This window comes from Exiguobacterium sp. R-39 (assembly GCF_049942815.1).
In the GTDB taxonomy this organism is placed as follows: Bacteria; Bacillota; Bacilli; order Exiguobacteriales; family Exiguobacteriaceae; genus Exiguobacterium_A.
On the sequence record NZ_CP187965.1, the window covers coordinates 1,134,407 to 1,156,347 of the forward strand.

Consider the following 21,941-nt stretch of genomic DNA (forward strand, 5'->3'; position numbering starts at 1 on the left):
GTAAAAGGAGACCAATTTGGTCTCCTTTTGTTTGCTATTTTTTAGGAAGATGGCTAATCTAAAATGTGAGACTATTAGAAATACTCAATCGATTTAAAAAGGGGGGACTTGTATGGGAGTCTTCAGGAAACTGAGTTGGTTTTTCCGACTCGAATGGAAAGCATACAGTTTAGGCATCATTGCTTTAATTTTTGTTGCCGGACTGGAACTGATTCCGCCGAAAGTAATCGGTTCGACGGTCAACGGACTGAGCGAAGGCAGTTTGACGAAAAATGATTTATGGAAACTGGTCGCGACACTGGTGTTGATCGGGGTATCGACCTATGTGATTCGTTATTTTTGGCGGTTTTACATCTTCGGAGCGTCGATCCGGCTCGGCCGGTTGTTGCGAAGTCAGCTATATGGTCATTTTTCGGACCTGGATCAATCATTTTACAAGAAGTACCGCAGCGGGGATTTGATGGCTCATGCGACGAATGATGTACAAGCCGTCTCGATGACGGCAGGAGCCGGTATTTTGACACTCGTCGATTCCGTGACGATGGGCAGTTTCGTCATCATCACGATGATTACGACGATCAGTTGGAAACTGACGCTTGTTTCGTTGTTACCGATGCCGCTGATGGTTTATTTGACGTCACGGTACGGGAAGATGCTGCACTCCCGATTCCACGATGCGCAGGAAGCTTTTTCGGATTTGAATGACAAGGTCGCAGAAAGCGTCAGCGGAGTCCGCGTCTTGAAAGCAACAGGGGAAGTTGAATCGGATGTCGGAACGTTTACTTCGTTATCTGATGATGTCGTTCAAAAAAACCGCCGGGTCGCGAAAATCGATGCCTTATTTGATCCGACGATTTTCGGTTTGGTCGGCTTATCTTATATCATTGCCGTCGGATACGGCGCGTATTTATTACAGCAAGGGGAAATTCGGATCGGGGACATCGTGTCCTTCACTACATATTTGGGATTACTGACGTGGCCGATGCTTGCGTTCGGCTGGTTGTTTAATATCGTCGAACGGGGACGGGCTTCGTACGACCGGATTGAACGGATGCTTGCAATCGAACCGGAAATCAAGGATGCGAAAGAAGCGGCGACGACGGTTTCGTCCGCTGATTTACAAGTCGCGATTGATCGGTTTGTATATGAGACACAACCTGTGCTTGAGAACATTCACGTGACATTGACACCCGGACGGACACTTGGAATCGTTGGTCGGACCGGTGCCGGAAAATCGACGTTCGTTCGTCTGTTATCACGCGAATACGATGTCAAATACGGTTCGATTGCGATTGGCGGACAGGACGTCAAACAATTGACGCGTGAAACGGTCCGCAAGCAGGTTGCAATCGTTCCGCAGGATCATTTCCTGTTCTCTGCTTCGATTGCTGATAATATCGCCTTTGCGAAACCGGATGCATCGATGGAAGAAATCATGGAAGCTGCACGGATTGCTGCCGTTCACGAGGATATTCTCGGCTTTACGGAAGGCTATGCGACGATGGTCGGGGAACGGGGTGTCACATTATCCGGCGGTCAGAAACAACGGATTTCGATTGCCAGGGCGTTACTCGCGGATTGTCCGATTCTGGTATTGGATGATGCATTGTCGGCGGTTGATGCCAAGACGGAGGAAGCGATCATCGAACACTTCCGGACAGCGGATAACGAACAGTCACAAATCATTGTCGCCCACCGTCTGTCGGCGGTTTCGCATACCGATGAGATCATCGTCCTCGATGCGGGTCGAATCATTGAAAGGGGAACACACGATGAACTGCTTGCCCGTGACGGTTGGTATAAAGAAACCTACGACCGTCAGCAACTCGAATCACTCGTCGAACAGGGAGGTGGAACGCTTGAATCATGATATTAATGAAAAAGCGGTCTTACGACGATTGCTGGGATTCGTCAAACCGTTTAAAAAACAGGTGTTAGTCGCCTTTTTACTGTTGCTTGTGACGACCGGAGCAAAGCTCGGAGGTCCCTATCTCGTTAAAATCTTCATCGATGATTATGTCGCGGTCGGCAACTATCCGGTGCAGGAAGTGGCGTTATTGTTCGGCGTGTACTTACTGTTGCATACGACAGGGATCGTCGTCGATTATCTGCAGGCGTTTGAGTTCCAAAAAATCGCCTTGAAAGTCATTCAACGGCTTCGGATCGATGTGTTTCGCCACGTCATGCACTTACGGCTCGGTTATTTTGACCGGACACCGGCTGGCGTACTTGTTTCACGGATCACAAACGATACGGAAGCCATCAAAGAACTGTATATCGGTGTCTTGTCGACGTTCTTCCAAAGCGGGGTGCAACTGATTGGAACCTATCTGTTCCTTTACTTACTGGAACCGCGCCTCGCGACGATTGCGTTAGTCCTGTTACCGCTGTTTTATTTCATCATCTGGATTTACCGCCGTTATTCAACGAAATATTACGCTGAAGTCCGGGATTTGTTGTCGAAGATTAACGGACAGCTGAATGAATCGATCAACGGGATGGCAATCATTCAACAATTTCGCCAGGAAAAACGGTTGATGGCGGAATTTGAAGAGACGAACATCGCCCATCAGAACGGCCGTTACAAGAACTTGAAGCTCGACAGCTGGCTGCTTCGGCCAATCATCGAGTTGATGTTAGCGCTGACGATTGCGTCCTTGATTACGTACTTCGGTGTCCTGTCATTTTCACAAACGGTCCAGGTCGGGGTCGTATATGCCTTTATCAGTTACATGGAGCGGATTTTCCAACCGGTTCAGCAAATCATGCAACGTCTGTCTGAATTCCAACAGGCTGTCGTCTCGGCGGACCGTGTCTTTAAAGTACTCGATACGGATGAGCCGGAACCTGCGAAGACGATTGCGGGTGACGCTGATATTACAGAAGGACATATCGTCTTTGATAACGTCCGCTTCAGTTATGACGGAGAGAAGGAAGTTTTAAAAGGAATTTCGTTTGAAGCGAAGAAGGGTCAGACGATTGCCCTGGTCGGTCAGACGGGCAGCGGGAAGAGTTCGATCATCAATATCCTGATGCGTTTTTATTCCTATCAGTCGGGTCGAATCTTGATTGACGGGCAACCGCTCGAACAATTGCCGGAAGACGAACTGCGGCGCCATGTCGGACTGGTGTTACAGGATTCATTCCTGTTTACTGGAAGTGTCGCCGATAACATCCGGTTATTCGATTCCTCGATTCCATTCCAAAAAGTCGAGGAAGCAGCCCGTTTTGTCCAAGCAGATGGCTTCATCAATCAGTTGGACGAGCAATATGACAGTCCGGTCGCAGAGCGGGGAGCGACGTTTTCTGCCGGGGAACGCCAGTTGGTCTCGTTTGCCCGGACGATGGCGCGGGATCCGAAAGTCCTGATTCTCGACGAAGCGACAAGTTCAATCGATACGGAAACGGAAGAAAAAGTTCAAGTCGCCTTAAAACGCATGCGACAAGGGCGAACGACGATTGCGATTGCCCACCGGTTGTCGACAATCCAGGATGCGGATTTGATTTTAGTCCTGCATCAAGGGGAAGTCGTGGAACAAGGGAATCATCAGACGTTGATTGAAAAGAACGGATTGTATAAAAAAATGTATGAATTACAATCCGGACACGTTTCATCCGTTTCTTAAGACATAAAAAAGCCTGCCAGGCGATCTCGCCCGGCAGGTTGTTTGTGTTTAAAATTAGTAGACAGTAACAGTGACGTTTTGACGTCCCCAGTTGAGTGCTTCTTGTTGTGAACCAACGAGAAGGTCAAGTTTGTTACCTTGGATAGCGCCGCCACGGTCAAGTACGATGGCTTCACCGATACCAGAGATGTGCATGCGTGTACCAATTGGGTATTGAGCTGATGCTGCAACGATACGCATACCATTGTACGTGATCGTGTTTGTAACATCATAACCGCTGGCAGTCAATGCGCGACCGTTGTAAAGGCGGCTACCGTTATTTGATGGATCAGTTGTGTACGCTGTAACGTTCATTGTTACTTTCGTACCTGATTTTGCTGCTGTTGTTTGTTTTGTTGCTACAGCTGGTTGAGCTGCTGCTTTTGGAGCTGCTTTAGCAACAGGTGCTGCTGGAGCTGCTGGAGCTTTAACAGCTGGAGCTTTTGCTGTTGAACCTGCTAAAGTTGTATAATCGCTGTGTACGTAACGAGTTTTTCCGTCGATTGTTGTTTTGATCCAAGCACCGACTTTGCTTTCTACGTTAACGGACTGGCCTTTATACAAGTTGCCAACGTCTTTAGAGTTTGTAGTAGGTTGCGTACGAACGTTTAATACTGCCGTAGTGACTGTAGCTTTTTTAAAGTCGAATGAAGAACCGGCTGAAGTGTAAGCACCGTGTACATAACGTTTTTGGCCATTGATGTTTGTTTGAATCCATGCACCAGAACGTCCTTCGACATTTAATTTTTGACCTTTATATACGTTACCTACATCCGCTGATGCCGTAGTAGGTGCTGTCCGTACATTTAATACCGCTGTATTTACTGTTACCGTCTCTGAGGCAGCCTCTGTCTCTTGGGCGAATCCTACTGATAGAGCCGTTGCTGCAAGACCTGCAGCGAAAACTGCTTTTTTCATTATTGATGTCCTCCTGACATATGCTGTGTTTACTGTTCCTACTTTACACGGCAATTCAGGGTTGTGCGTTTACAGGTCAGAGTCATTCAAGTTACAAACCGGGCTAGTATGACAAACAGATTGCAAAAATGCATGTTTTGTCACGTCTAGGTCATAATGCTTGGAAAATTAAAGGGGAAGTAGGACTTTAGGCATGGTAAAGAGGAAATATTCTAATTATTCACCTAACTAAAGACTCAAAAAAAGAATCGGATGAAGAAAGTAAAGAAAGAATTAAAGATTTTTTAAAACATAAAACAAAAAAACGCATTATATAGAAGAAACACGAAAAAGCCGCTGACGAATACCATACGTCAACGGCTTTTACATCAGGCTATATGGACGACTGTCGTGTTGTTGCGACAACAAAACAATGTTTTATCCTAAAACAGATTCGTTCGTACGGGAAGGATACGTGTACTTCTGAACGAAACGGGAGTATTCCAGTAATAATAAATCCAGTTCATGACTCAGTTTCAACACATGAGGGGAGGTGAAACTAGACCGATCCGCTTGATGATACAGTTCACTTCGTTTTGCCTCGATTGCTAAAGTCAATAGATGTTGGCTTGTCATAGGATCCTCCCTTACATTGATGTCATATCCATATTCTAGCAAGTGGTTTCTGGCAGTGCAACGACATTTCATCTGTTTTGAGGAAATGTAATTTTTTTGTAATTTCAGTTGTCATGAATCTTTTTAATCTTTCGGAAGATAATAGGTGCTAAATGTCGATTAGTTTGGCAAAATAGAGAAGGAACTTCTTCTTAATTAGAAAGGAGCTGCTGAAATGGAGCTCTCGCTTTGGTTAGCGTTTGGTGCAGGGTTATTGTCATTTGTCTCACCTTGTACGCTTCCGTTATATCCGGTGTTCCTCTCATACATTACCGGTGTTTCTGTAACGGACTTAAAAGAAAAAGGGGTCAGAGAAAAACGGTCACTGTTGCATACAGTAGCGTTTTTGGTTGGATTTGCAATGGTCTTTGCTGTTCTTGGCCTATCGACTTCCTTATTAGCGGATGTTTTCATTACCTACCGTGACACATTGCGGATGGTCGGCGCGCTCGTGATTTTCGTATTTGGTGTGGTATTGCTTGGATTGTGGCAACCGACATTCTTGATGCGTGAGAAAAAACTCAATTTAGGTGAACGAAAGGGCGGGTACATCGGTACGATCCTTGTCGGAATCGGTTTTGCTGCCGGATGGACACCATGTACGGGTCCGATTTTGGCAGGTGTCATCGGACTGGCAGCGACGAACCCGAGTCAAGGCATGTTGTATATGCTGTTTTATGTGCTCGGATTCTCGATTCCATTTTTATTGATGGCCTTTTTCGTCGGTCGTTCGAGATTATTCGTTCAATACAGTTTAAAGATGACAAAATTCGGTGGAGCATTGATGATGTTGTTCGGAATCGTCCTGTATTTTGACGGACTCAGCGCATTTGCTGCATGGATGAGTGATATCGTAGGATTCACTGGATTTTAACAAGGAAGTGATGGGATGATTTGGGTATCAACAGGGGTTGCGCTCGTCATGGGTTTACTGATCAGCTTCATTCGTGTCAAAGCTTCGGCTAAACCGACGAACGCTAAAAAAATCTTAATCCCGCCCTTCGCCATGTCGACCGGGATGCTGCAGTTTTTATATCCGGCATCACGTCTGACCTGGACGGAAGTGGCAGAAGCGTTATTGATCGGGATGATCTTCAGTATTTTTTTGATCAAGACGTCTAATTTTTACGAAGCCGAAGGACAAATTTATTTGCAACGGTCGAAAGCCTTTTTCATCGTCCTGTTCGGGATTCTGATTGTCCGGACCGTCGCGAAGTTTGTCATCGGCGGGCAAATTGATATTTTTGAGACGGGCGGAATTTTTTATCTCGTCGCCTTTGGGATGATTGTGCCTTGGCGGATTGCGATGTACCTGAAGTATAAGCAGGTTAAGTCGGGAATCGTTCCGGTCAAACATTTACCGCAAAACTAAAAGGAAGGATTCTCGCGAGAGAGTCCTTCCTTTTAGTTTTGGAAATAAAGTTCGTAATCCCGCCAATCGATGGCGTGTTCGCGTAAGGCTTTTTTCAAGAATTTATGATCCCGTTTCGGTGTCGCAGAAATATAGCCTTTGACGACCAGTTCGGACGTCATTACAGATGCGCGTTCTTCCAGTGCGAACTGACCGATCCGTCCCGCGATCTTTCGGCGTGCCACATCCCGAAAAGCAGCCGGAACAGGCATAACCAGTGCATTTAATAAATCAAGTGTTTCATCCGTCCATAAATGGCGGGTCTGATCGATGTATTCATCTTCCCAGTCCATCATCGATTTGCCGTCTTCTTTCGGAAGTTTCTTTAGGAACTTCCGGAACATGAAGAAACCGCCAATCGCCATCAATGTGATCATGATAAAGCCCCAGAGCAAAATTCCATTCATGAACCATGCCATCCGTGACTCATCCCCCTTTCAACATCACTTATACATTAGCATAATTTTTTTTGTCATGCTATGATAAATGACGGAGAAAGTGAGGCGGAACGATGTTACAACCTTATGTACAATTGGATGAGTCCGGACGACCTCAAAAAGGTCTGTTGCCGGAGACAGCGGACGGTCGTGTCGTCGAATTTTATTACGATACGAACGGAACGGACATCACGGTCGTATTCGTGACGATTCCGGTTCAGGATACGAGCCGGAAGCGGGCGTTCACGGTCGGAAAAACGTTTAAGACGATTTCGACGCTCGAGGACTTTACATTGGTACGATACGACTTGACGGACCATAAAATCCTCGCGACACTCGAGATGTTTGCCGATGGATCGAAGCGTCAAATTGATGCTTCGAGATTGCTCGACTATTAAAGAAGGAGGAGACGCGGATCGCCGCGACTCCTCCCTTTTTTAATGTTGAATCGAAATCATGCCGTCTTCCATCGAGACCTTCCCGCCGATCGGGAAGGTGAAGAGCGGCATCGTATGACCGAAGTCTGCTCCGGAGATGACCGGAATCGATGAGAGAGCAGGGTACAGGCTGACCAGATAACGCAGGTGTTCATCTGTCATCTGAGTTGCGAGCTGAAAACGACCAAAGACGATTCCTCGAATTTGATCTGCCCCGGGCTGTGCCATCAAAGAAGCAAAATCACGGGCAAATGTCGCCGGATGGACTTCGTAATCATCTTCAAGGAACAGGATACTGTCACGTAAGTCCGGGAAGTACGATGTACCTTGTAACAGATTTAACGTACAGAGGTTTCCGCCAAGCAGACGTCCTGTCGCAGAACCGGACGACAGGACGACAGGTCCCGGATTCGAAAGCGTTACATTTTTTCCTTCGTGCTGATCATGCCAATTGACACTCGGCTCAATCAGCGTCGTTCCGCTTTCGAATAAAACCTTCACGAACGACTGTAACGTATAGGCATCGCGGGAGGCGAGTGCGCGTAACATCGGTCCGGAATAGGTAACGAGTCCGCTTTGCGTCAGGAGTGCCTGACTAAGCGCCGTAATGTCGGAAAAACCGCAGAGAATCTTCGGATTGTTCCGGATTAAATCGTAGTCCAGCCCGTCCAGCAATTCATTGGAACTAAATCCACCACGGACACATAAAATCGCATCAATCGATGGATCGGCGAACGCGGTGTGGAGATCGTCCAGGCGGCATGCAGGATCACTCGAACCAAACGGATTCAAGGCCCGGGCATGTTGACTGATCGAAACCCGTAAGCCAAACGATTCCAAAACCGTAATTGCCTGATCGAGGATATTTGACTCGACTGTCGCGAGACTTGAGGCCGGTGCGAGCAAACGAACGTGGGAACCGTTCGTCAGCCGTTTCGGGACGATAACGGGAATTTGCTGTTCAATGCATTCAATCCGGTTACCGAACGGGTCATTTGTAAACAAACGTCGGCGTGGTGCCAGGCGGTCATCAAACTGAACAGGGTATCCGTCAGTCTGTAACCGGTTTGCCAAGTCATCCAGATGCGAAAAGGTCAGACCCGGATGCGCTTTTGTGGCAGGATGAAACGGCTCTTCGATACCGAGGTGAAGCAAGGCAGCGTGCGATTCAAACCAGACACCACCGCTTGCTTTGACACCGGACGGTTTGTCAACTTCCTTCATATGTAAAAGCCCGGCATAAAAAGCCCGAGCCTGTTCTTCCGAGTTTCTTGGGGCAGCTAACTGTACATGATCTAACATTCTGACACGTCCTCTCAAGAAAATTAAACGATGAATTCTGTGACCCGTTTGAGTTCCCGTTCGACGAAATTCAAATAAAAATGTCCGTCAATCCGTCGATCCAGTTCCTGGGCGACTTCGTAAATATTGGAGCGCAGTACTCCGAGATAGGCAACTTCGGCATGACGCGCAGCACGGTAGGACGCTGCATAGTGGGCGAGCAGGAATTGCAGGTAACCACGGTCCGTCAATAATGGAATCAACTGTTTTTTCTCTTCCATCGACCAGACGTACTTGTCGTCGTAATACATTGCGGCATAGAGGTGGTACGGTTCATCGCCGCCCGTAAAGAGCGGTTTAACCCGTTTGACTTCTTGGATCAATCGTTCCGTCCAATCAAACCGGTCTTTCTTCCGACTGATGAATAACGGAAGGATAAACGGATGGGCTTGATCGGGCATACGCGAACAGCCATGCTCATGGCGGATTGCGGCATACAGTAACAAGGCCCGGTCTTCGTAACCGCGTTCAATCGCATACGTCATCCGGCTGAAACCTTCGCAAGACGGGCAGTCACTTAATTCATCGGACGGAGCGTCAATCCATTCGGAAAGATAGTGGTCCGCCTGTTCTTCGTCACCGAGTTTGCTGTAAATCATAAAGCCGATATAATCCCGTGTCCGGGCAAAGCCGTGAGTGTCACAAAAATCAACGAACCGGTCAAAGTCTTCTTCTAACAAGGCAACAGGCATATCCTCCTGTTCGGCTGCATAAATTAAATAGGATTTATAATTCCAGTACAGGTCAAGTTCCTGTTTAGGGGTTAATGTCAATTCGTCTTTTCGGACCCAATCCATCAAAAGGGAAAAGGAAACTAAAAAAGAGCGGAAGTGACCCAAATCGAATTGGTTTTGAGAAAACGTCCATAAGGCAAGGGGACGGAGTGTCGCATCAGTCGTGTCTTCAAAAATGGTCCAAAGTGATTCACCACGTTCGAGTGACGGATCTGCCTCTTTTAAACGGAGATATAAAGTGTTGAGTTCTTCGTGAGGGTTCATCTGTACCCCTCCTTTCTTATATGAGTATACCACGCACGGATTCAGATGACGTCACGGATGTCTGTCGACAAAAAAATGATTCCGCCCACGATTAGTCGCGGCTCGGAATCATTTCAAGGATTTGTCGATGTGTGGAACTCGTTGGATGAAGTAAATCATTTATCGTGTAACTGTTCAAGACTTGATGAAACGCAGCAATCGCGTCATCAAAAGCGTCGCGTGCAGGGTCTAAAGAAGGGAGCTCGGACATCCCCTCGAGTGGATCTAAAAAGTGAGTTGTTGGTTCAAACAATTGCACTACGTCACCGATATAAATTTCATCCGGCGGGCTTGCCAAACGGAATCCGCCACCTCGACCTCGAACAGAATGAATCAATCCATTTTGTCCTAACCGATAGACGACTTTCATCAGATGATTTTTTGAAATGTCGTAACAGTCCGCTACTTCCTGAATTCGGACCAATCGATCAGAGTTTGCCCCGGCAAATAACAGGGATCTGATTGCATAATCCGTATAACGTGTCATGCGCATTTTCATCACCTACTTACCTACACATGTTAGAGAAGTTTAATAGGAAGTACAAGTTTGAATGTGCATATCTAAAGATGCATTTTAGAGATTGAATTTAAAGAAAAGGTCGGGCATAATATACGAGGAAAGGTAGGTCATGTCATGCATTTTGATCAGGCATTACATTTATTACAATCGATCGGACCACAAGTGGATCAAAACGGCTTACGAATTGCCAGCCGTTTTTATAAACAGTTGGAAAATAAGTATAGCGCAGAACTGCAGGAAATAGGAAGTCTCGAGCTTCCATCGCAAAGTTTTGAGCTCCGGATCCTCCGATTGGCTCAACTTTTAAAACATGTCACGCATCAACATGAATCCAGTGAACTGTTTAAAATGGTCTTATTAAATGAAATCAGGCAAACCAAATCTTTTATCCTGACCTATCCGGATATCGTCAGTACCGAGATTGTCGATGCGGTCAGAGTGGAGCTTGGATTGTCATCGACGGACCCGGTGCTTGAAGCCTGGCAGATTGTCCATCATCAATTAGTCGAGACGTGTCGCCATTTTTGCAAATATAAGCAACAAGGTGACTGGTCTCGTCTTGGTGTCCTGCTCGTCGCGGAAGGGCATCATCTGGGTGCTATCATCGATGAGGCGCAATATGCGCTGATGAGTGGACGGACAACGACGATTTTACATGTCCGGACAACAAAACCGTCTTCAAAGAAGATGTTGTCAGATCTTAATTCACTCACAAAACAGGGCTTAATTTTTCATAGCATTCAGAATGAGGGATGGGACGAAGAAATTGAAAGTTTCCTGGAACTCATTTCAATAGACGATCCAATCGTTTTCGTGAGCGGCTCGAGTCGATTCATTGCCGAAGTACAACGAACGTTAGAACCTCTGCCCGTTATATTTGGTCCATTTGTTGCGGACGGTGTGTTGCCATCTTGATGGTGTTCGAAAATCAAGTCTGTCTTTTGGAACATTCGAAGCAGAAGCCATTTCCTACATGAGCTGTTTCGGGTTCCGGAATGCTTTGAATGTATAATCAATTTTTTCTCAGATAGGAACAGACCACATATTTTGTCAAACGATCAGAAGGCAATAACGTGTCAGGGAAGTGAACGGGGCTTTTGTCATATAAACATGCGTATAGGAGTCATCAAACGTGATCAAGGCAGAGACAAGATGAGCCCGGATATGGCGACAAGAATGGCTTCGTCGTTGTGGTGTAATCAATTCGTCCCGATTGGAATCGAAGTCTAATAACAGTTGGAGCGGCTGCTCCGTAAAAATCGTCACCTGACAGCGGATCCCGACTCGTTGATAGTAATCGAAGATGCACTGGCGAACGGATAGCGCTCTTTTATGGGTAATCATATGCATCGTCTCTCCCTTAAACCGGAACTGAAGCATCGAGATTCCTACGTTAATGTCCCGATCCTGACACTCCCACTCCCACCACGGAAGTAGTGGGCTTTCTGGCCTTAAATTCTGTAAAGGAGTTCATTTCCTGCTGTGGAGAGTAAATATCTCCACGGAAAACTTGTAAAATAAATACTACTATTTAATCATCAATACCCTTTCTCCTCCTCGAATATCATATAGGACGAAATTCCTTATTAAATCATATACATACGAAAACCCCAAACCGGATACTTTTGACGAGTGTCTGGTTTGGGGTTTCTATATTAAATGAGTAAAAAAAATCTACTTTAATTTATGCGGATTGAGACAACCGTTTCGCGCGTTGGATCGAGCGATCAAGCGCGAGATAAACAAGTCCGGACAGACAACAGGCGAGTCCGACACCGGCAAGTGCATATTGTCCGTTTCCGGAGTCAAGGAACAGGGATCCGAGGAGCGGCGCCGTCACACCACCGATTAGCCACTGGATACTGGCGGCACCGTTATACGTTCCGCGCAAATGTTCCGGTGCAATCAATGCGATGAATGTCATCTGGACCGGTGACATGATCATCTCACCGAGTGTATAGAGTGCGTAGATGAACAGTAAAATCGTGACGAGCACGATATAGCCGGTTCCGAGTGAAAACAGATAAGACGGAATGAACGCGAGTAAAATCATCCCGAGTCCAAAGATGCTCGCCCCGAGCAGCATGACTTTACCGAATGCTTTACCGGACAGGCGGGCAGCGACCGGGAACTGGAACAGGACGACCATGATGCCGTTCAGTCCCATCAGGTACGGGAACGGATTTTTATCGTTCGGCAGTCCCGGTAACGCTTCCTTCAGGAAAACCGGCAACATGCTTTCGACGAGAGCGAAGCCCATCGAGATGAAAACGCCGGCTGCGATGAAAATCACGAAAACATGATCTTTGCGCAGGACGGTGAAGGCTGACAGTTTCGGCTCATCCTGCGTGTGTTCGATCTGATCCGGCTTTGTTTCCTGGATGAAGATCAACAAGACGAGTGCATACAGGAAAAAGACGGCGGCAGCGGCATAAAAGATCAGCGACCGGTCGACGAACAGGACAGCACTTCCGATCAACGGACCAAACGCTGCCCCGACGTTATGTCCCATCCGGAGTAGTCCGAATGATTCGTTGAGCCGCTCCGGCGGCGTGACATCAGCGACCATGGCGCTCGCTGCCGGGTGGAACAAGGAGTTCGTCAAACCGAGCAAGGCGTTCATCAGTAGTAACGGCCAAAACGAATCGGCGAACGAGAAGCCGATCAACGCGATGACATCGCCGACGATCGAAATGACCATCAGCGGTTTACGTCCGTACAGGTCGGCGAGATAGCCGCCGAGGAACGAACCGAACAGGGACGTGATTGGGCCGGTCGCCATGATGAGACCGACTAAAAAATACGAATCGAGCTGTTCCGAGTAATAAAGAACAAGAAATGGTGCAATCATGAACATCATGACTCCGGTAATCGTTTCCCCGACGAACCGGATCCAAATGTTACGGTCAAGCTGTTTTAGTGCAGTAAACATAAACAAAACCCCTTATATTTCCGTTTTTAGACCATGAAAAAGACGGATACGCACAAATATGGGCATACCCGTCCTGATATAAGAGGGCAGCATGTACGTATACGCATACGTACACCCTGCTTAATTAAAAATTAAACGATTGGGTGACGTACAGTTGTAGCCAATACGTGAATCGATGGTTGCTGATTAAATGATTGTGACATTGTACGTCTCCTCCTTTTTGTAATAGTAACTTCCTCGTCATCGTATAGAACATGAGGCAGGATTGTCAATATGAAATCTGAAAATTGAGTCAATAAAGTGAAATGGACGAGACTGCGAAAATTCGGTATGATAGACTAGTTGCGAAAAAGTATCTGTATCGAGGTTGAATATATAGGTGAAAGGAATTAATATACATGACAAAACTACTTCAAACCGAAGTTGAGAAACGCCGGATCTTCGGCATCATCTCCCACCCGGATGCCGGGAAAACGACATTAACTGAAAAATTCTTGCTCCACGGTGGAGCAATCCGGGAAGCCGGATCCGTCAAGGCACGGAAAAACTCGAAATTTGCGAAATCCGACTGGATGGAGATCGAAAAACAACGGGGAATCTCCGTTACGTCCTCGGTCATGCAGTTCGAATACGATAAAAAAATCGTCTCGATCATGGATACACCGGGTCACTCCGATTTCGGGGAAGATACGTACCGGATCCTGACAGCCGTCGACTCGGCGATCATGGTCATCGATGCCGCGAAAGGGATTGAGTCCCAAACGAAAAAACTGTTCCAAGTCTGCCGGATGCGCGGAATTCCGATCTTTACGTTTATCAACAAGATGGACCGTCAAGCACGTGATCCGCTTGAATTAATGGAAGAACTCGAAGAAGTCCTCGGCATTCCATCGGTTGCCGTCACATGGCCTGCGGGATCGGGACAACAGTTCGAGGGCGTCTACGACCGTGTCAACGAGAAATTCCACTGTTTCAAGAACGACCGTCTGACGATTGATCTCGGTGAAGAAGGACTGGCAAACGATCAGTTGGCATCGACGATCAACAACGAAATGTACGATACGTTAGTGGATGAAGTCGATTTACTCGACGGAGCGGGAAATGAGTACAATGAAGAACTGATTGCAAAAGGTGAATTGACACCGGTCTTCTTCGGTTCTGCCTTAGTCGACTTCGGAATCACACCATTGCTTGAGCATTACCTCAACTTGTCCCCGTCCCCGACACCACGTGAGTCGAACAAAGGACAAATCGAGCCGGCACAAGAGTTCTTCAGTGGTTTCGTCTTCAAGATCCAAGCGAACATGAACCCGAACCACCGTGACCGGATCGCCTTCGTCCGGATTTGTACCGGAAAATTCGACCGCGGGATGGAAGTCGTCCTGACGCGGACCGGCAAAAAGATGAAGCTGTCGCAATCTACACAGTTTATGGCGGATGAGCGGGAAACGGTCAACGAAGCGTTTGCCGGCGATGTCATCGGATTGTACGATTCCGGTAACTATCAAATCGGTGATACGATCACGAACGGTGATCCGAGCCTGCAGTACGAGGCCTTGCCGACGTTCGCACCGGAACTGTTCCTGAAAGTCTTTACGAAAAACGCACTAAAGTCCAAACAGTTCCAAAAAGGTGTCGAACAGCTCGCACAAGAAGGAGCCATTCAAGTCTATAAGACGGAATACAACGAAATCATCCTCGGCGCGATCGGACAACTTCAATTCGAAGTCTTCGAACACCGTCTCAAAGGGGAATACGGCGTAGACATCTTAAAAGATGCGGCAAACTTCCAAGTTGCGAAATGGGTCAAGGTAACGGAAATCAGTGAAGTCAAGAAGTTGACGGATTCGCGGACGGTGCTTGTCTATGACCGTTGGGAAAACCCGGTTCTCTTGTTTGCCAACGATTTCGTCTACGAACGGTTCGTTCAGAAAAACGACGGTGTCATAACACTCGTCGACTCACCACAATTACTCAAAGACTAATCTGTTAAAACGTATCTTCCGGTTCACTGGAAGATACGTTTTTTTCGTTTGGAGATGCAAAAAGAAGGGTAAAAATGGAGGTCTGTGAATTCATATCTCTGTGAGAGGAATGGTGTTGACGATGGCGAAAAAATTTGTTGGTATTTTTCATGATGAATCGAGTTTACATCAAAAAATGCAAGCACTAAAACAGCAAGGACATAAGGATTCTGATTTTTCAGTAGTGGGACGGGACGACGCAACAGATGAGACATCTGGTGTGTCCTGGATCGATCAAGTCAAATCGAAGTTCAGCCATGAGCCGCCGCTTCGGGAAACACTAAAGCGGGTCGGTCATTCCGATGATGAAGCGGAACGCCATTACCAAGAAGTCGAGCGGGGAGGAATCGCATTGTTCGCAAAAGACCGGCACGATGAACATGACCATACACATGATCACAATCACGACCATGATCACGACCATTTACATGATCACGACCATTTACATGATCATTCTAACGATGAGAACGACCGTCACGGCGGGAAAGTCGCAAATCCGGGCATCAATGATTATGAATCAGATCGTACAGATGATCATGACAAGAGTGACCGTTCAAAATGGAAGGCTGACGATGTAGATTAATCGAACTGGACGTGAAGCTGAGTTTTTCAGCTTTGCGTCCTTTTTTGTGAAAGTGAAGTTTGTTCATTACCGTTTTGAAAATCACCGGTGCTATACTGAACGTATCAAAGAGGTGAAGAAAAATGAAAAAAACAGTAGCAGCACTAGCCGGTCTCGGCGTTCTCGGAGCGGTCTTCATGACCCGTTATCCGTTGTTCGGCCGCCGACCATCGAAAACAGATCAACAGCGTTATGCCCGTTCGACTCAGTTTTCGAACGGAAAATTTCAAAATGAACTGCCGTTCCAATTAAAAATGGAATGGGAGACGATGAAAAGTATTTTAAAAGATTACGGACGGGAATTGCCGTTGTTAAAACCGGTCAAACCGTTGCCGGTCGTTCCGTTTGAACGCCGGACGGACGGAACCGAACCGCGCGTGACGTGGTTTGGTCACTCGGCCTTTTTACTGGAGCTCGATCAGCAGACGATTTTCTTTGATCCGATGCTCGGTCGCGCCCCGTCACCGTTCCCGAAATTCGGAGGCGGACGGTTCCAGACGACGGCTCCGGTCGATCTCGATGCCTTACCGCCGATCGATCTCGTCATCTATTCGCATGACCATTATGACCACTTGGACTATCATTCGGTCCTGGCGTTAAAAGACCGGGTCGGGCAATTTATCGTCCCGCTTGGTGTCGCAAGCCGTTTAAAAGGATGGGGTGTGGATCCAGACCGGATTACCGAACTCGATTGGCATGAATCCATTGAGATGAACGGTCTTCGCTTAACGGCAACACCGGCCCGGCACTATTCGGGACGAAACGGTCTCGATCAATTTTCGACACTTTGGGCATCATGGGTGCTTGAAGGGTCGAAGAAAGTCTTTTTCAGCGGAGACAGCGGTTACGGGCCCCATTTCAAGGCAATCGGAGAACAATATGGTCCGTTTGACTTAACGATCATGGAATGCGGGCAATACGATACCCGTTGGTCGAACTCACATATGTTGCCGGAGCAGACACTTGCTGCGCATCTCGACGTTAAGGGAGACGTGATGATTCCTGTTCACTGGTCGGCCTTTACGCTGGCGTTCCACCCGTGGTTCGAACCGGTCGAACGGGTGTTGAAGGAAGCGAAAAAACACGACGTGCCGGTCGTAACACCGATGATCGGCGAAAGTGTCACCGCTGCAAGTGAGACCCGCAGATGGTGGCGTGAGGTACGGTGAAGTTAAGTTAAGTGAAACTCGTCTTATTTTCCCGTGCTTTCCTCAGGCTGGTTTGTCTCTGACAGCGCAAAAAGCAAGCGCTCTTTCCCGTAGGAGTCACGTGAAAAAGCCGGTGCTAAAAGAGATAGATCGTGTCTGAAAAAATAAATTACCGTGTTCTGAAATGATCAGGAAGAAAAAATCCCCACTTTGTCGCATTTTGCGAGAAAGTGGGGATTTTACTTTGAGATATAGATTAACTGGCAAGCCGTTCTGATTTAGCATCACGTCGTGAACGCAAACGTTCGATGACTTCAAAACCGAGCACAAGCATCGTGCCGATCAATAAACCGTTACTGAAGAACGGACGTAACGTCAACGGCAGGATTTCCGCCAGGACCGTTGATTGTAACAAAATACTGATTCCGATGACGGCACAAATCGCAAAAGCATGTTTCCGGCGGCTCGTCGTCATGCTGCTTTCAGCGGACTGCCAGGCAATCAGGAACATGTGCGGTAACGTCGCAAGCAGAGCGGCGCTGGCCACACTGCGCGGCAACGTCGCGATAATCCCGATGATACTCGGGAAAAAGCCGATCAGGGCAATGACAAGGGAGGCAATCAAAAACGGTCGGCGTTCCTTACTTCCCGTCTGAGCGATGAAACCACTCGTAATCGGCAATGGAACCGGGACGAGCGTCGAGAACGTCGCCGCAATCAAGTGAATGATCCCTTCGACCGTCAGCCCCTGATTCAAGGCCCCTTTTTTCTGAATCGTCGCTTCGACGGCGCTGAGCGCAGCAATTAAGTTGACGATTAAAAGAATCGCAAATGGAATCGCAACCAAAAAAGCACTGCCGTCAAATTGCGGCATCCCGAACGGTAAAGCCGTCGGAACGGCGAAGATACCGGACGCTGCCGGTAACGACGGACGGCTGACCAACCAGCCGACGACAATTCCGATCATCAAGGCGAATGGCCGGAGACGTGCCGGACCAAACTGGCTGAGTCCGAGCACAAGCAGGAACGTCAGCATTCCGGCGAAGCGTGTTGCTTCAACGGCGAGAACGGCACCGAGCATGACGCCGGTCAGTTGAATACATAATAAAAGCAAAAACGTTCCGCTGACGAGCGGCGTAAAGACCGGTAATAAAAAGCGGGTCCATCCCGTCAACCCGAGGAAAATCAAGACAACGCCGGCAATGACGACCGCGGCCATCGCAATCGTGAAGGCGGTCTTTGAATCGACCGGCAACGCGGCGATGACAACAAAGATACTGACCCATGAACCGGCCGGACCGGATACGATCGGTAACCGGTGACCAAACGTTCCGTGAAGGAAACAGGCGATTCCTCCAACAAAGAAGGATCGTTGAACAAGTGCGGCCGTCTCGACGCTTGAGAGGTCAAACAGGCTCGCGACGACGATTGGCAAGGCAATCGTGTTGGCTAATAAAAAAATGATCCACTGGACCGTGGACGTCGTACGTTTCACAAAAATCATCTCCTTTGAAAATCGCTGATTTCAGCATCATATCATATGATTGATGTTATGATTAATACATATTTATGACTGAAAACATATGAAAGAGATGATGAAGATGGATTTACGCCAATATCGGTATTTTTGTGCAGTTGTCGAAGAACAATCGGTCACGCGGGCGGCAGAACGTTTGCGGATGGCCCAACCCGCTTTGACGCAACAGATTCGGAAAATGGAAGAGTTGCTTGGGGTGCGGTTGATCGAACGGGCAGGGCGCGGCATCCGGATCACGGCAAGCGGCGAGCGGCTGTATGAACGGGCCGTCTCCTTGTTGCGTTACGAAGCGGAAACCCGGATTGAAGTCAGTGACATTAAGGAAGGACGAGCCGGGATTTTACGGATTGGTGTCAATACGTTGTCTGCCGGTCGACTGACTGGCTGGGTTCAAGAGATGAAACGACGGCATCCCCGGATTACGCTTCAAATTCATCAGGGAGAGTCGGGTGTATTAATTGACCGTCTGAAGGATCATGCGATTGACGTGGCACTTGTCCGACTGCCGATCGATGCACAAGGCGTCACGATCGAATGGATGGAGGAAGAACCGTTTTATCAAGTTCGTCATCCGGAATTTGCGGACGCCGACATCATCATTCCGAGTCAGGAAGGACTTGGTGTCTTTCAGACGCTCAGCCAGCAGTTCGGAGTCGTCTCGCAGGAAACCTGTTCCGACGTCTTGACCTTGATTGGACTTGTTCGTTGCGGGCAGGCGGTGACGCTGTTGCCGGAAAGTACACTTCGCGAGCTTGATATGACAGGACTGGTTCAAGAACGGTTACCGGACGCGACGAGTACGACGGCTATTGTCTGGTTGACGGAAGATGGTCAGTCGGCACTGATGCAACAGTTCCTGAAGATTGTTCACGAACGAGAATAAATTGTTAAAAAAGGGATTTTGTAGGATAATTAAAAAGGAATACATAGGGGGATGACGATATGAAGACGATTCGCGGAAAATACGGTGAAGCGAAGATTTTTACCCACAACGTCGATGACATGACGATTGAGCAGGTGACAGGCATGCTGAATGAAAATATTGCCGTCGACGGGAATGTCCGGATTATGCCCGATTGTCACGCCGGCAAGGGGTCGGTCATTGGAACAACGATGCGGATTCACGATAAAGTTGTCCCGAATCTCGTCGGTGTGGATATCGGTTGCGGGATGTTATGTACACAGATTACACGAAACGACACAGCCGGCATCGACTATGACAAACTGGATGCGACGATTCAGGAACTGGTGCCGAGTGGCATGTCGGTCCGTAATCAGCCGCACCGCTTGTCGGAACAGATTCCATTTGATCAAGTATTGGCACCGTTTAACGAAACACGCGCCCGGTTATCGATCGGCACGTTAGGCGGAGGAAATCACTTTATCGAGCTGAATACGGACGAGGAAAACAATCTGTATCTCGTCATTCATTCCGGCAGCCGGAACCTCGGGAAAACGATTGCCGAGCATTATCAAAAGCTGGCGGAAAGCTCACAATTCACTGTCGATACAGAAACAATCGTCGCATCGCTGAAAGAACAGGGACGTGAACAAGACATCCAATCGACTTTGGTCGAGTTGAAGAGTCAGTTCAATGAAACAAATAAAGATTTGGCGTACGTGTCCGGTTCCGATATGGACAACTACCTGCATGACTTAAAAATCGCCCAACGCTACGCGGCACTGAACCGTCAAGCGATGACCGACGTCATTGTTGAAGCGATGGGCTGGTCGGTCACGGAACAGTTCGATACGATCCATAACTACATCGATCTCGAGCAGATGATTCTCCGGAAAGGTGCGATTTCAGCGCAAGCCGGTGAAGTCGCCATCATTCCGATGAACATGCGCGACGGTTCACTGATTGTCAAAGGAAAAGGCAATCCGGACTGGAACTATTCGGCGCCACACGGAGCAGGACGTATCATGTCCCGCTCAAAAGCCTTCAAATCAGTGGACTTGAAGGAATTTGAGGAGACGATGCAGGAGGTCTGGTCGAGTTCGGTCGTCGAATCGACGCGCGATGAGTCACCGTTTGTCTACAAACCGATGGAAGAAATCATCCGAAACACAGAGGACACGGTCGAGTTATTAAAAGTCATCAAGCCGCTTTATAATTTTAAAGCGAAATGATGGGACGAAGTACGAATAATATTACTGGCAGATGAACTGATGACTGTCTTGGTCGCAAATCCCTGTCGTGAACCCGGCTGTTAAGAGAACGGACTGTGAGGCACGGTTATCAGGTGCGGTATAGGCACAGACCTGTCTGACCTTCATGTCCTGCAGTCCAAAGCGGGTAACTGTTTTGACGGCTTCCGTCATGTAGCCGTGACCCCGAAAGTCCGCTTTGAGTACATAACCAATCTCGGCGATGTTGTTTTGGTAGCCTCTGCAAAAACAACAATTGCCGATGAATTCGCCGGTCGACTTTAAATACAGTCCCCACGTGATGCCATCCCCGTTGAGGTAATCAAGAGCAATTTGACTCAAAATCCGGACGACGTCGCGACTATTTTCTGCCTGTTGCCCGTCATAGGCCGTAATCTCAATCATTTGGTTTGCTTCGCTTAACCGGATTTCCCTTAACAGGAGCCGTTCGCTCGTCAGTTCAGGAAAGACGTCAAAATAGTATTTTTCTTTCACGGGGCATGCCTCCTTTAATTTGTTTCTTATCTCAAGTGTACGTTATTCGATTGGAACCGGAAACATTCATCAGAACGAAAAATCCGTTTATTCATCAGGAGGAACTCACATGTCCAAAAAAGCTTTAGTCGTCATCGATATTCAAAATGACATGACAAAAAACTACAAAGAAGTCATCGGGACCATTAATCAGTCGATTGACTGGGCAGTCGAACAAAACATGCATGTGGTCTATATCCGGCATGAGAATTTATCGGCTGGAACCAGAACGTTTAAGACCGGAACACGCGGTGCCGAGTTGGCACCTGATTTAAAGATTGTGTCGGATCACATTTTTACAAAATATAAGGGGAACGCCTTAACAAGCGAAGATTTCGCAGCATTCATTGCGCAACATGACATCACCGGCTTTTATCTGACCGGCGGAGATGCGACGGCTTGTGTCAAATCGACGTGCTTTAACTTACGTAAACTGGATTACGGCGTGACGGTGATCACGGACGGCATCACGAGTTACGATAAAAAGAAACTTCCGGAAATGATTGAATACTATGAGAAAAAAGGCAGCAACATCGTTCAGTTCAATGATCTGATGTCGATTAACTAACACTT

The 21,941-nt window shown here is 47.7% G+C and carries 22 protein-coding genes; 12 read left to right on the top strand and 10 right to left on the bottom strand.

The features are described from left to right. Positions 1-112: 112 nt before the first annotated feature. Both ACP26N_RS05805 and ACP26N_RS05810 read left to right on the top strand, forming a co-directional pair. Positions 113-1,870 carry an ABC transporter transmembrane domain-containing protein gene (locus ACP26N_RS05805; protein ID WP_131502970.1) on the top strand — a complete coding sequence of 586 codons (1,758 nt, stop codon included), beginning with the start codon at positions 113-115 and terminating at the stop codon, positions 1,868-1,870. After that, positions 1,860-3,626, top strand: a complete 1,767-nt coding sequence (locus ACP26N_RS05810) for an ABC transporter ATP-binding protein (protein ID WP_426355005.1) — start codon at positions 1,860-1,862, stop codon at positions 3,624-3,626. The genes ACP26N_RS05805 and ACP26N_RS05810 overlap by 11 nt, the downstream gene beginning before the upstream one ends. A gap of 54 nt (positions 3,627-3,680) precedes the next feature. Here the strand turns inward: ACP26N_RS05810 and ACP26N_RS05815 are convergent, their stop codons facing one another. Both ACP26N_RS05815 and ACP26N_RS05820 read right to left on the bottom strand, forming a co-directional pair. Next, entirely contained in the window at positions 3,681-4,583 is a 903-nt protein-coding gene (locus tag ACP26N_RS05815) for an SH3 domain-containing protein (RefSeq protein WP_131502968.1), read from the bottom strand. A 417-nt stretch (positions 4,584-5,000) separates the two neighbouring features. Continuing rightward, on the bottom strand, positions 5,001-5,198 hold the full coding sequence (locus ACP26N_RS05820; protein ID WP_131502967.1) for an aspartyl-phosphate phosphatase Spo0E family protein: 198 nt from the start codon (positions 5,196-5,198) through the stop codon (positions 5,001-5,003). A gap of 214 nt (positions 5,199-5,412) precedes the next feature. Here ACP26N_RS05820 and ACP26N_RS05825 point away from each other — a divergent pair, with 214 nt between their 5' ends. Further along, positions 5,413-6,111: a cytochrome c biogenesis CcdA family protein gene (locus ACP26N_RS05825; protein WP_026828727.1), complete on the top strand. Its 699-nt coding sequence runs from the start codon at positions 5,413-5,415 to the stop codon at positions 6,109-6,111. A gap of 15 nt (positions 6,112-6,126) precedes the next feature. Then, complete coding sequence (locus tag ACP26N_RS05830) at positions 6,127-6,609, top strand: CcdC family protein (RefSeq protein WP_114596177.1); 483 nt, start codon at positions 6,127-6,129, stop codon at positions 6,607-6,609. 32 nt (positions 6,610-6,641) lie between these two features. Here the strand turns inward: ACP26N_RS05830 and ACP26N_RS05835 are convergent, their stop codons facing one another. Beyond that, positions 6,642-7,067, bottom strand: a complete 426-nt coding sequence (locus ACP26N_RS05835; RefSeq protein ID WP_026828725.1) for a DUF2621 family protein — start codon at positions 7,065-7,067, stop codon at positions 6,642-6,644. 92 nt (positions 7,068-7,159) lie between these two features. Here ACP26N_RS05835 and ACP26N_RS05840 point away from each other — a divergent pair, with 92 nt between their 5' ends. Next, positions 7,160-7,483 carry a hypothetical protein gene (locus ACP26N_RS05840; RefSeq protein WP_114596175.1) on the top strand — a complete coding sequence of 108 codons (324 nt, stop codon included), beginning with the start codon at positions 7,160-7,162 and terminating at the stop codon, positions 7,481-7,483. A gap of 39 nt (positions 7,484-7,522) precedes the next feature. Here ACP26N_RS05840 and ACP26N_RS05845 read toward each other — a convergent pair whose 3' ends face one another. The 3 genes from ACP26N_RS05845 to ACP26N_RS05855 form a co-directional block, all read right to left on the bottom strand. Further along, a complete protein-coding gene (locus tag ACP26N_RS05845; RefSeq protein WP_426355009.1) occupies positions 7,523-8,824 on the bottom strand; it encodes an LD-carboxypeptidase in 1,302 nt (433 codons plus the stop codon). A gap of 23 nt (positions 8,825-8,847) precedes the next feature. Continuing rightward, positions 8,848-9,861 (bottom strand): hypothetical protein, encoded by a 1,014-nt coding sequence (locus ACP26N_RS05850; protein WP_426355011.1) that lies wholly within the window; start codon positions 9,859-9,861, stop codon positions 8,848-8,850. 91 nt (positions 9,862-9,952) lie between these two features. Continuing rightward, positions 9,953-10,393, bottom strand: a complete 441-nt coding sequence (locus tag ACP26N_RS05855) for an RrF2 family transcriptional regulator (protein WP_131502964.1) — start codon at positions 10,391-10,393, stop codon at positions 9,953-9,955. A 141-nt stretch (positions 10,394-10,534) separates the two neighbouring features. Here ACP26N_RS05855 and ACP26N_RS05860 point away from each other — a divergent pair, with 141 nt between their 5' ends. After that, positions 10,535-11,335, top strand: coding sequence for a hypothetical protein (locus ACP26N_RS05860; RefSeq protein ID WP_131502963.1), 801 nt, complete (start codon positions 10,535-10,537; stop codon positions 11,333-11,335). Between the two features lie 135 nt (positions 11,336-11,470). Here the strand turns inward: ACP26N_RS05860 and ACP26N_RS05865 are convergent, their stop codons facing one another. After that, positions 11,471-11,764: a hypothetical protein gene (locus ACP26N_RS05865; RefSeq protein WP_131502962.1), complete on the bottom strand. Its 294-nt coding sequence runs from the start codon at positions 11,762-11,764 to the stop codon at positions 11,471-11,473. Positions 11,765-12,104: 340 nt separating this feature from the next. Next, positions 12,105-13,352, bottom strand: a complete 1,248-nt coding sequence (locus ACP26N_RS05870; protein ID WP_131502961.1) for an MDR family MFS transporter — start codon at positions 13,350-13,352, stop codon at positions 12,105-12,107. 398 nt (positions 13,353-13,750) lie between these two features. Here ACP26N_RS05870 and ACP26N_RS05875 point away from each other — a divergent pair, with 398 nt between their 5' ends. The 3 genes from ACP26N_RS05875 (at position 13,751) to ACP26N_RS05885 (ending at position 17,167) form a co-directional block, all read left to right on the top strand. Further along, on the top strand, positions 13,751-15,337 hold the full coding sequence (locus tag ACP26N_RS05875) for a peptide chain release factor 3 (protein WP_131502960.1): 1,587 nt from the start codon (positions 13,751-13,753) through the stop codon (positions 15,335-15,337). Between the two features lie 121 nt (positions 15,338-15,458). Then, positions 15,459-15,959: a hypothetical protein gene (locus ACP26N_RS05880; protein WP_426355013.1), complete on the top strand. Its 501-nt coding sequence runs from the start codon at positions 15,459-15,461 to the stop codon at positions 15,957-15,959. A gap of 122 nt (positions 15,960-16,081) precedes the next feature. Next, positions 16,082-17,167 (top strand): MBL fold metallo-hydrolase, encoded by a 1,086-nt coding sequence (locus ACP26N_RS05885; RefSeq protein WP_214853826.1) that lies wholly within the window; start codon positions 16,082-16,084, stop codon positions 17,165-17,167. Positions 17,168-17,402: 235 nt separating this feature from the next. Here the strand turns inward: ACP26N_RS05885 and ACP26N_RS05890 are convergent, their stop codons facing one another. Further along, positions 17,403-18,641, bottom strand: coding sequence for a purine/pyrimidine permease (locus ACP26N_RS05890; protein WP_188005326.1), 1,239 nt, complete (start codon positions 18,639-18,641; stop codon positions 17,403-17,405). A gap of 106 nt (positions 18,642-18,747) precedes the next feature. Here ACP26N_RS05890 and ACP26N_RS05895 point away from each other — a divergent pair, with 106 nt between their 5' ends. Together ACP26N_RS05895 and ACP26N_RS05900 are read left to right on the top strand one after the other, a co-directional pair. After that, on the top strand, positions 18,748-19,566 hold the full coding sequence (locus tag ACP26N_RS05895) for a LysR family transcriptional regulator (protein ID WP_131502956.1): 819 nt from the start codon (positions 18,748-18,750) through the stop codon (positions 19,564-19,566). Positions 19,567-19,625: 59 nt separating this feature from the next. Next, entirely contained in the window at positions 19,626-20,816 is a 1,191-nt protein-coding gene (locus ACP26N_RS05900; RefSeq protein ID WP_026828712.1) for an RNA-splicing ligase RtcB, read from the top strand. 21 nt (positions 20,817-20,837) lie between these two features. Here ACP26N_RS05900 and ACP26N_RS05905 read toward each other — a convergent pair whose 3' ends face one another. Next, positions 20,838-21,329, bottom strand: a complete 492-nt coding sequence (locus ACP26N_RS05905) for a GNAT family N-acetyltransferase (protein ID WP_026828711.1) — start codon at positions 21,327-21,329, stop codon at positions 20,838-20,840. Between the two features lie 109 nt (positions 21,330-21,438). Between ACP26N_RS05905 and ACP26N_RS05910 the strand changes: the two genes are divergently transcribed. Then, positions 21,439-21,936: a cysteine hydrolase family protein gene (locus ACP26N_RS05910; protein ID WP_426355014.1), complete on the top strand. Its 498-nt coding sequence runs from the start codon at positions 21,439-21,441 to the stop codon at positions 21,934-21,936. Positions 21,937-21,941 lie beyond the last annotated feature (5 nt).